The organism is Mesorhizobium sp. M7A.F.Ca.CA.002.05.1.1 (assembly GCF_003998335.1).
Classification (GTDB): Bacteria; Pseudomonadota; Alphaproteobacteria; order Rhizobiales; family Rhizobiaceae; genus Mesorhizobium.
In genome coordinates, this window is the sequence record NZ_RZQI01000125.1 from 1 (window position 1) to 10,343 (window position 10,343).

Sequence of the window (10,343 nt, forward strand, 5' to 3'; positions counted from 1 at the left end):
CTCGCCGAGACTGGACGTGTTGAGCGTGTTGTCCAGGCGGATGATGAGATCGTTCTTCTTGACCACCTGGCCAATCGTCACGGCGATTTCCTGAACGACACCGGCTTCACTCGCCTGAATGATCTGGGTCTTGGAAGCGGGTATGACCTTGCCGTCGCCGCGTGCGATCTCATCGACTTCGGCAAAGGACGCCCAGGCGACGAAGACCACGAAGAGCGCTCCGATGATGAATATGGACGCCGACGCAAACAGCGGCGGTCGATCTTCTCTGGCAAGCATTTCCCACGCCCCAACGCATTGGATGCAGCAATATCTGTTTTGTCAGGCGCTTGTTTTCTGCAACGCCTGTATGACTTGGTCCTTCGGTCCGTCGGCAACGATTCTGCCCTGTTCGATAACGATCAGGCGGTCGGCCAGCTCAAGCATGCTGAAGCGATGTGTCGAGACGATCAGCGTGGTGTCGCGGTCGAAGGCGACTTTGAGCTGCTTGATCAACTGGCGTTCCGATGCGAGATCCATCGAGCCCGACGGCTCGTCCAGAAAGCCGATTTTCGGTTTGGTCAGCAGCAGGCGTGCGATCGCCACCGTCTGCCTCTGGCCACCGGAAAGATTGGTGCCGCGCTCGCCGACATTCATGTCGTAGCCGCGCGGGTGGCGTGAAACGAAATCGTCGACGCCGGCCGCCTTTGCCGCTTCGATGATCTGTTCGTCGGTAGCCTCGGGGCATGCCATCAGGAGGTTTTCCTTGATGGTGCCCGAGAACAGGTCGCCGGCCTGCGCAACGATGCCGACCGCGGCGCGAACCTCGGACGGGTGATACTGGCGAATGTCGATCCCATCCAGCAGCAGCTCACCGGAAGTCGGCAGGAAGAGCCGGCCGATCAGCCGCCCCATCGTCGTCTTTCCCGATCCTATGCGGCCGATGATGCCGATCCGCTCACCCGGCTTGACCGAGATATTCAGGCCGGTCAGAACTTCGTTTTCCGAGCCTGGATAGACAAACCCGACATTCCTGAACACCATCGCCCCCTTGCGGATGGGGCGGTTGACGAAGCCCACCGTGTCGGGTCGATCTTCCGGCTGAGCCATGATCGAGTTCACCATTCTCAGCGAGAGCATGGCCTGGCGAAACCGGGACAACGTTATGGCAATCTGGCCGAGCGGCGCCACGGCCCTGCTCGCCAGCATCACCGTTCCTATGATTGCTCCTGTCGAAACATGCCCTTCCGAGAAGGCATAGGCGCCGGCCACGACCAGGGCGACGGTCACCAGCTGTTGTATGGACTGGGTGATGTTGCCCGCCGCCGCCGAAAGCTGCTTGATCTTCTCGGACGTGTTGGCGGCGTTCTTGGAGTGCTCTCCCCATTTTCGCAGCAGATACGCCTCGGCGCGCAGCGACTTGATGGTCTCCAGCGTCGAGATGGATTCGACCAGCAGGGCCTGGCGCTGCGACGCTTCGTTCATCGAGGCGGCGACGCGCTTGCCGATGCGGCGCTGGGTGATCAGGCCGACGATGACGGACATCACGAAGGCCAGCGCCGGTATGATCACCAGCCATCCGCCTATCGCATAGATCACAAGGAGAAAGACGAAGACGAATGCCGTGTCGATGAACACGCTTATGGTGTTGGAGGTGAAGAACTCCCTGACGAATTCATATTGCGTGACCCTGTTTGCGTATTCACCGGTCGAGCCGGGGCGCGCCGACAGCGACGAGTTCAGCACTTTCTCGAACAGCAGATAGGATATCCGGAGATCCGCCTTGCGCCCGGCATAGTCGATGAGGGAGGCCCTGGCCGTCTTCAAGAGCAGGTCGAACAGGATGACCGCGCCGATGCCGAGAGCCAGCACCCATAGTGTCGATATTGCCTTGTTCGGCAGGATCCTGTCGTAGACGTTCATGGTGAAGATCGGCGAGGCTATGGCCAGCAGATTGATGAACACCGCCGCCAGGACGACTTTTGAGTAGGTGCGCCAGAAAGCGCCCATCGTCCCCGTAAGCCAATGTCTCCGCTCGATCCTGGCCGCCGAGCCGACCGACATGGTCTCGGCGGCATTGGCATAGGTGATCGAGAAGGAAGCGCCGCCGCTGATGTAGCTGGCGGCCAGTTCCGATCGGCCGATCGTGGTGCGGCCGTCTTCCTGGGGCGCGGTGATATAAGCATCGTCTTCGCCCAGAGCGAGCAGGGCAACCGGCAATTGACTGACGCGAAAGACGATTGCCGGCAGGTCGATACGCCCCCTGAGAAAATCGCGGTGATTGAACTCGGTGACTTCCAGGCCGATGCGTTCGGCAAGGTGCCTGATATCGTCGGCCGCAATTCGCGTGTCCGAGAGCGGCACGCCGGCAAACAGCACGGTCTCCGCGCTCGGCCTGCCGAGATATCCGGCAACGGCCGAGAAGCAGGCCTTGAACGCCTCCTTGGGAGAGAGGATATTGGGTTGCTGGTTCACGATCTGCCCGTCAGGACGCTCGCTGGACCTTGCGTCGTCTTATTTCTTCCTCACCGGGGCGAGGATATCGAATGGCAGGTCGTTCTTCTGCTCCGATGGCGTCCGCGCATAGGTCTCGGTGTCCGCGGTTTCCGGTGTTGCAAACTCGGTGCGAGCATAGGCTGTCGCTTGCTTTGCCGGCTCGAGATTCATCGTTTTCAGCAACTGTCCGGTCGCGGCCAGGAGCCGGTACTGGGCAAACAGCGATGCGTAGGACGCGGTATCCGCCAGCGTTGCCGTGTTGAACCGCGTATTCTGCGCGTCGAGCACGTCGAGCAGCGAGCGCTGTCCAACCTTGAACTGCTCGCGATAGGAAGCGACCAGCTTTTCATTGGCGGCGGCCTGTTGCCTCAGGGTCTTCGCCAGATCGGCTTGCCGGAAACGGCGATCCCATGAGGTGCGAACGGCTTCCTCGATTTCGCGCAAGACCTGATGATAGGCGAGCCGCTGCTCGCTGGCGCGGCGGATCTGCTCCTGTTCATTGGCCTTGTCTATGCCGCCGCGATACAAATTCCAACGCAGCACCAGACGCGCCTGCAGGTCATTGGTGTCCCCGTCGTCGCCGTCAATGTCGGTGCCTGCCCTGGCCCGACCTTCAGCAATGACTTCAGGGCCATATTTCGCCCGGGCCGCATCCACCAGGGAAGCCGCGGCGTCGATATCGCTGGTGGCCATGTGAACGCGCGGATTGTTCTGTCGTGCCAGGCCGATCGCGTCATCCAGTGACCGCGGAAGCGCGGCGGCGACATCACCCGGCCGCGAAGCATTGACCAGCGGCTTGCCGACGGTCTTGAAGAACCGGATCTTGGAGGCTTCCAGCTCTTCGGTCGCCTCCTGCATGCGGGCCTTGGCCGCGAACAGACGCTCCTCGGCCTGTTGGCGGTCGGCCTCGTTCAGCGCCCCGCCTGAGATGCCTTGCCGGATGTCGCCGAGTATCGCCTGATGGAAACCCAGATTCTTCTTGGCTTCGGAAACGATCGAAGCCTGCAGCATGTATTCGAGGTAATCCTGGACAACGGACAGCCCGATGAATTCGGACCGTTCCAGCACCCGGAACGACGCTCCGTCGACGCGCGATGCCTGGCGGTTCAATTCCGCGCGACGAGCTCCGCTGTCGAATAATTTCTGGGTCACCACCAGATTCGCTTCCGCCGGATAGAGCGAATCGTCCTCTATCGACAGCGAGCGTCGGGAGGAATTGTCGAGCCGGCGAACACCAGCCGATCCCTCGACATCGACACTGGGAAGGTAAAGGCCCTTGGCCTGCCGCAACTCAAACTCGATTGCTTCGCGGTTTTCGATCGCCTGTCCAATCTCGGGATTGGATTCCACCGCGACAGCCATCGCCTCCTTGAGCGTAAGCGCATGAGCGCCCCCGCAGGTCAGCATGGTGGCCGCCATCAACAGACCAAGGCGCCTGCCTATGGCCGACATGTTTGTCGTATTCATAATCCCACCCTAACGTTTCCCCAGCGTCCTTTTTCAGAGCGCTAACCAAGCCAAGGCCTGCCCGTCGGTGGATTATCCACAAATTCACGGAATGTGTGAGCGATTATTGATTTAGAGGGCGCTAAATAGCCCTTTTGGGCAACAAGGCTGCGAGATGTAGCAAAAATAGCACATAACTTCGGCTCGCTGCGGTTGTATCCGGACGCCCCATTCAGTGGGAAAGCACAGAAAATCGCAAGCCAGTGGGCCGATATGCCCAGAATCATGGCCGGTTCGGATAGCGGTTGTCGATAATCCAACCGGAGGTTGAACGCTTTTTCAGGCATGCCCCTTGGGTGCCGGGTCCAAAAAATACTCTGTCGCGGCGGCCGGCGTGCGCGTCATGTCGCTCATCACGGCCAAAAGCTGGTCAGCGCGTACCTCTAATTTGCGCTCAACGCCACCATGCGGTCGAGCGCCGCGGTCAGGCCGCGAAGCGACACCGGGAAGCTCAGCGGGGTCTCGGCGTCCGTCGTGACATTGAGCTTCAGCACCGAGCCTCCCCTCAGCTTTGCAAGCGTCGGCCGATCGACGGTAAAGACGGAGACGCAACCCGTCGGGAGGCAGGTCCTGAATCGCTGCGGGGGCAGTGGCGGCTGATCGTCGATCTGCAGCGTCACGCCCGGATCGAGCAGGATGCCGAAGGGCAGCAGCAAGGTAGCCGTCGTCGAGCCGTCCGGGCGTGCCGCGATCTCCACGGCAAGAAGCCTCTGCCCGTTCTGCTGGACCTGGTCTTGCGCGAGCGAGCACACTCTCGCCTTCTCGCGAACCGAACAGGTCACACTCCAGTCCTGATAGACCTCGCGCAGCGATGACGGTCCATCCGGGACAGCCGCCACCTGTTGCTGGGCGAACGCCGGCGACATCAACGAGAATAGAATTGCCCCACATGCGGAGACGGCCTTCGGGCCAGACTTCATGTGCAGACCCACTCGCGGATCTTGCATTTCTCTCCCGTTGCCTCGCAGGCCTGCAAGGCGAGATCCTCCGCTTCCCGACGGGTCTCTGCCGAGTTCACGCCCCAGGGCGTGAAACGGTTCTCCACCTTGTCTGCCACGGCGAGCGCACCGCAATGCTTGTAGGGAAAGCCGGTCTCGTCGTCATCATTCCAATGGCGATGGTTGCGGAAGACGGTGACGACGTTGCAGGCTTTTCCGCCCGCGTTCTCGCAATATTTCTGTGCGATGTCCTTCGCTTCCTGCCGCTTGTCGGCGCCCCAGAAGAAGCCGTATTTGCTATCGGCCTGCGAATAGGCGATGGCCGCCCATATGCCTTTTTCCTCCTGTTGCGGCTCCGAGGGGGCCACAAGGTCGGCTGAGACGACTTGTCCACTCCACAACAAGGTCAAGCCCAAAACTGCCAAAGCCTGCAATCTCATGCTCATGGTCGGCATCCTTTCCTTAACCTCAATCGCTTCGCGTCCTACTTCGCCGCCGAAGCGAGGGAGATCACCACACAGCTTTTGCCCGTCGGCAGGAGAAGCGCTTCACCGGCATTGCCGCCGAGTTCGTAGACCTCGACCTGCCCGAGATGGTCGGTAATCTTGCTGCCCTGCGGCAGGATGGATGCGATGTCGGCGCAAGGGCTGGCGAATGGCGCCACCCGCACCATCGCCCCTTCGCAACCCGTGGCGGTGGGCGATGCGAAGACGATGCCGGCGGCCGGTCCGCTATAGCGTTCCGATGCATAGTCCATGCCGACAAAGGCCTGAATGGCGTGCTTGTCGGCCGCCTGATCGTTCCACAGGGATTTGACGCTGTATTTCGTGCCGTTCGTCAGAATCTGTCCGAGCGCCGGATAGACGGTCGAGCAGGCTTGCACACCGGCCTGCTTGACATGCTCGAGGAAGGGCGTGTCCGGAAGCACGGGGGCCGCCGCAGTTTCTGCAGGTGCGGCCGTCGCGCCGCCGACCAGATTGGCGATCGCGGCATAGTTCCCGGCGGCGAAGCCAAGTCCCGCCACGACCAATCCCAGCAATGAATATCCGGCCACGCGTGGCCAGCGCCGCCTTGGGGGCTCGGCCCGCCTCTGCCGATCCGCCTCGACGGCCGGAGTGCGTTTCGCGGACGTGAACTGGTCCTGCTGGCTCATGGTGATGCCCCGATTATTTGAGTGGTGAAAGGGCCTCTGACAGCCCCTTGAGCGTTGCAGTCACGGTGATCGTCTGGCCGTCGACTGTCGAATAGGAGATCGCCGGTGTCGCATTCTGCGAGATCTGTCGGCGCATGACGGGGCCGACCGGCAACATGCCGACACAGACCATTTCGTTGCAGCCGTTCAGGTGCACGTCGATCGGCTGCTTCTGTCCATCGAACTTCAGCGACACCAGTCCATCGCTCCTGGCATTCGCAGCGGTGCGCAGGATCATGTAAGGCTTGCCGTCCTGTGTGGCGGCAAGCGACCAGCTGAAGGCCATCTTGCCTGATGCGTCCTCGATGATCTGCGAGACGTTGCAGACCTTCTTGCGGGCCTTGAGGTTCTCGTCGCAGATCAGTGTCCAGTTATCGAATGGGCGGATGGTGCGCTGATAGTCGCCGAGCTTCACCTCGGGCGGCACCACCACGTCCGAAGGTTTGATCCTGTAGGTCGACGCAACCTGCCCGGCGGCCGGCACGAGGCCGCCGCAGAGTGCCAGGCAGGTCAGGGCAACAAGTCCTTTCATTCCTGCCTCAGTTCAAGGTGAAGCTGATGCCGGCGCCGACACCGACATGCCCACCCGCGGCCGTGCCCGACAGATTGCCCCGGATGCGGCCGTCTTCGCTGGTGTAGCCCGCACCGAAGGCGAACGCGCCTGCGTCCCGCCACAAGCCACCGCCCGCCGCCACGCTCAGCTTTCCGGGCCGGTCGTCATAGCGCAGCGAGGCGGCCGCAAGGCCTATTGCGGCCGCCTGCCGCGCCTCGTCGCGGATGCCGCTGATGTCCGAATTGAGCTGGCTGAGCTTCTGGTCGGTATAGTCGTTGGCCTGTTGCAAGGTCGTGACCGCCACCTTGTCGGTGTAGTCGTTGGACGTATCGATAGCGTAGGCTACGCGGTTGTCCGTATAGCTCTTGCCCGCGGTCAGGCCCTGGTTCATCTGGTCGACGTTGACCGCATCGGTCCCTTTGACGCCGGGGCCGACATTGGAGATGACGACCGGCGCGTTGACGTCGCCGCCCTGCAACGTGATGGTGTTCGACTTGACGCCGCCCGGGGCGTCATAGGTCACCGCGTTCTCGGTAAGGTTTCCGACGCCGGCTTTCAGATCCTCGATCGCCGTATTGGTGGCGTAGAGCTGCGAGCCGTTGATCGCATCGGTGCTGTCGGAAGACACGCGGCCGGCAGCGACATTGGTGATCGTCCGCTCGGCGCCGGCGTCGCCGACGCTGACGGTTCCGGTTGGAGTCGTTCCGGCATAAGTGTAGGTCTTGCCGTTGATGACGGTGCTGGAGGTCCCGACGGCGGTCTGCGTCACCGAACCGGAACCGAGCGCCACATCGTTGGCATTGTTGGCCTGCGCGCCCTGGCCGAGCGCGACGGCGCCTTGCCCAGCGGCCGTCGAGCCATGTCCCGCGGCCAGGCTGTCGGTGCCGCTCGCCACGCTCTCCGGTCCGATCGCAACGGCGTTGGTGCCGCCGGCGATGCTGTCGGCCAGCGTCGAGTTGGCGTGGAAATACTTGATGCCGCCGCCATTGCTGATGCTGGTCAGCGCATTGTCGACGGCCGTGAAGCCGTCATAGACGGTGGAATAATTGTTGCCCTGGATGTTGTAGGTCGGGCCGGTGATCGAGCCGTCGGGATTGACGGTCGTGCCGCCGCCGAACAGGTTGCTGACGTTTTGCGTCACGCCGCGCAACTGCGAAACGTTGACGCCGTCGGTGTCGGCAGAGCCCGCCGCGACATTGGTGAGCTTGCGTTCGGCACCGGCAGAGCCGATCGACACCTCGCCGACCGACGTTTGCGGACCGGCGAGCGCAAAGGCCGTGTAGCCTGCCTGCGCGCCGACCGTGGTGATGGACTGCGCACCGAGCGCCACGCTGTTGATGAAGGTGCTCTGGGCGCCGGCGCCGAGCGCCACCGACTGGATGCCGGACGCCAGCGAATTGGTGCCGAGCGCCAGCCCATCGGCCAGCATCACATGGGCGCCCTGGCCGATCGCTGTGCCGCCGGGTGCTGTCTGGTCGACAATGGCGCCATTGCCGATGCCGATGCCGTTGTCGCCGTTGACGACCGTGGTCGGACCGACCGCGACCGACTCTGCCCCGACCGCCAGCGAGTCGACCGCCGCCGAATTGGCATGGAAATACTTGGTCGAGGTGACCGATACGGCAGCTATGGCGCCGGCGAGTTGGCGCACCGTCACCGCGTCCTGGTCCTGGGTGCCGTCGGCCACATTGGTGATCTGCCGGTACGAGGTGGCATCGCCCACCGAAACGGCGCCGAGCAGCGTCTTGTCGGTTGTGTTGTACTGGATGAAGTTGGATGGGCCGGCGGGCAATTGCCCGGTAGTCGGAGCGATCGCACGATCGGAAACCGAACCCGAACCGAGCGCCACGCCGCCGTCGATGCTGGCATTGCTGTCGCGGCCGAGCGCCAGCGCGCTGTCGCCGGTCGCGGTCGCCTGGTAGCCGACGGCGGTGGAGCCGACCCCTTGTGCGAAGGAATCGGTTTGCGCCAGCCCGGCCTCGTTGGTGCGGGCGTAGCGGATGCCCTCGCCATTGGCGTCGGTATAGGCGGTCGAGGTATCGCCGGCGATGTTGTTTATCGTGTTGCCGAGATCGGTCAGGGAACCGCCAATGGTGCTGAGCGTGGTGCCGATGGCGTCGACGGCCTGGTTGGTGGCGGCGAGCTGCGAGCCGTTGATGGCGTCGGTCGACGTCGAACTGATCCGCCCCGCGGCGACATTGGTGATGGTGCGTTCCGCACCGACCGCGCCGACGCTGACCGTCGAAGTCGGAGTGGTACCCTGGAAAGCGTAGGTCGTGCCGTTGATCACGGTGCTCGGCGTGCCGACGGCGACGTCGGTGACACTGCCCGAGCCGAGCGCCACGTCGCCTGCGTTGCCAGCGGTCGAGTTTGCACCCAGCGCGAGCGCATTCGCGGCGCTGGCATTCGCTTGCATGCCGAGAGCGGTCGCCTGGAGGCCGGTAGCAAAGGCGTTCTGGCCGATCGCGGTGCTGGAGGTCGCCGTGGCGTTGGCATTCGCGCCGATGGCGGTGCTGTATTGGCCAGAGGCGTTGGAAATGTATCCCATCGCCGTTGCGTCGAGCGCCGATGCGACGGCGCCGCTGCCGAAGGCCGACGCATTGGCGTCGGATGCACTCGAATTGACACCGGCCGCGATGGCGTTCGTCCCCGTTGCGGTCGCGACGGGTCCGATCGCAACGGAGTCCGTGCCCGTCGCCGAGGAGTCCGCCGCCGTCGAGTTGGCATGGAAATACTTGATGCCGCCGCCGACATTGATGTTGTTGACGACGGCGCCGATGGCATCGACGGCCTGGTTGGTGGCGGCGAGCTGCGAGCCGTTGATGGCGTCGGTCGACGTCGAACTGATCCGACCCGCGGCGACATTGGTGATGGTGCGTTCCGCGCCGGGCGCGCCGATGCTGACCGTCGAGGTCGGGTTGGTGCCCTGGAAGGCATAGGTCGTGCCATTGACCACCCCACTGGCCGTTCCGACCGCCGTGGTGGTCACCGAGCCCGAGCCGAGCGCCACGTCGCCGGAGCTTGCCGCCGCCGTCGCGCCATCGCCAAATGCGATATTCCCGGCGAGGCCGGCGGCACCTGCCGTGGAGCCGTTGCCCAACGCCACTGAGCCTTGGCCGATCGCCTTGTTGTTGTTGCCGATGGCGACGGCACCGTTGGCCGCGTTGGCCGCGGTGGCGGTCGCCGTGCCGTCGCTGTTGGCGATGTTGTTTGCGCCGCCGGTGAAGGCGCCGGTGCCGCTGGCGAAGCTCGGATCGCCGATGGCAACCGCGCCGTCTCCATAAGCGACGTTGCCCGCACCGATGGCGACAGCCTTGCCCCCGCTTGCGTTTGCGTTGGTGCCGATGGCGACGGCGTCGACGGAGTTCGCAGTGGCCTGGAGACCGACCGCGATGGCGTTGGCTGCGGACGCCGTCACGTCCGTGCCGATGCCGATGGCGCTCTGTGCGCTGGCGCCTGCTCCAAAGGTGCGCGAGCCGACATAGATGGCGTTCAACCCGGACGCGCTCGCCGAAACGCCGACAGCGACGGCATTGGTGCCGCTGGATGCGGCGCCGATGCCAAGCGCTGTGCTGGCAATCCCGCTGGCGTTGGCGCTGACGCCGGCGGCGAGGGAATTGTCTCCCGTCGCATTCGCTCCAGACCCGAATGAGGAGGCGTTTGTGCCGCTGGCAACGGC

Annotated in this window: 7 protein-coding genes and 1 pseudogene; all 8 read right to left on the minus strand. The window is 63.4% G+C overall.

From position 1 onward, the window contains the following. Positions 1-279: pseudogene (locus EN939_RS09200) on the minus strand (biotin/lipoyl-binding protein); the annotation flags it as partial. Positions 280-321: 42 nt separating this feature from the next. Then, on the minus strand, positions 322-2,454 hold the full coding sequence (locus tag EN939_RS09205) for a type I secretion system permease/ATPase (RefSeq protein ID WP_127267768.1): 2,133 nt from the start codon (positions 2,452-2,454) through the stop codon (positions 322-324). Between the two features lie 39 nt (positions 2,455-2,493). After that, positions 2,494-3,942: a TolC family protein gene (locus tag EN939_RS09210; protein WP_127267769.1), complete on the minus strand. Its 1,449-nt coding sequence runs from the start codon at positions 3,940-3,942 to the stop codon at positions 2,494-2,496. 422 nt (positions 3,943-4,364) lie between these two features. Beyond that, positions 4,365-4,901 (minus strand): invasion associated locus B family protein, encoded by a 537-nt coding sequence (locus EN939_RS09215; RefSeq protein WP_236383471.1) that lies wholly within the window; start codon positions 4,899-4,901, stop codon positions 4,365-4,367. Then, positions 4,898-5,359 carry a DUF4189 domain-containing protein gene (locus EN939_RS09220; protein WP_013529842.1) on the minus strand — a complete coding sequence of 154 codons (462 nt, stop codon included), beginning with the start codon at positions 5,357-5,359 and terminating at the stop codon, positions 4,898-4,900. Before EN939_RS09220 ends, EN939_RS09215 begins: the two co-directional genes overlap by 4 nt. Positions 5,360-5,403: 44 nt before the next feature. Continuing rightward, on the minus strand, positions 5,404-6,072 hold the full coding sequence (locus EN939_RS09225) for a hypothetical protein (protein WP_127267771.1): 669 nt from the start codon (positions 6,070-6,072) through the stop codon (positions 5,404-5,406). A 13-nt stretch (positions 6,073-6,085) separates the two neighbouring features. Beyond that, on the minus strand, positions 6,086-6,643 hold the full coding sequence (locus tag EN939_RS09230; RefSeq protein WP_127267772.1) for an invasion associated locus B family protein: 558 nt from the start codon (positions 6,641-6,643) through the stop codon (positions 6,086-6,088). A 7-nt stretch (positions 6,644-6,650) separates the two neighbouring features. Beyond that, positions 6,651-10,343: YadA-like family protein (locus EN939_RS09235; RefSeq protein WP_127267773.1), on the minus strand; the 3,693-nt coding region annotated here is incomplete at its 5' end.

Bases quoted from the DNA above. Each gene is read 5' to 3' on its own strand.
- EN939_RS09210 (WP_127267769.1), bottom strand. From the start codon at position 3,942: ATGAATACGACAAACATGTCGGCCATAGGCAGGCGCCTTGGTCTGTTG.
- EN939_RS09215 (WP_236383471.1), bottom strand. From the start codon at position 4,901: ATGAAGTCTGGCCCGAAGGCCGTCTCCGCATGTGGGGCAATTCTATTC.
- EN939_RS09220 (WP_013529842.1), bottom strand. From the start codon at position 5,359: ATGAGATTGCAGGCTTTGGCAGTTTTGGGCTTGACCTTGTTGTGGAGT.
- EN939_RS09225 (WP_127267771.1), bottom strand. From the start codon at position 6,072: ATGAGCCAGCAGGACCAGTTCACGTCCGCGAAACGCACTCCGGCCGTC.
- EN939_RS09230 (WP_127267772.1), bottom strand. From the start codon at position 6,643: ATGAAAGGACTTGTTGCCCTGACCTGCCTGGCACTCTGCGGCGGCCTC.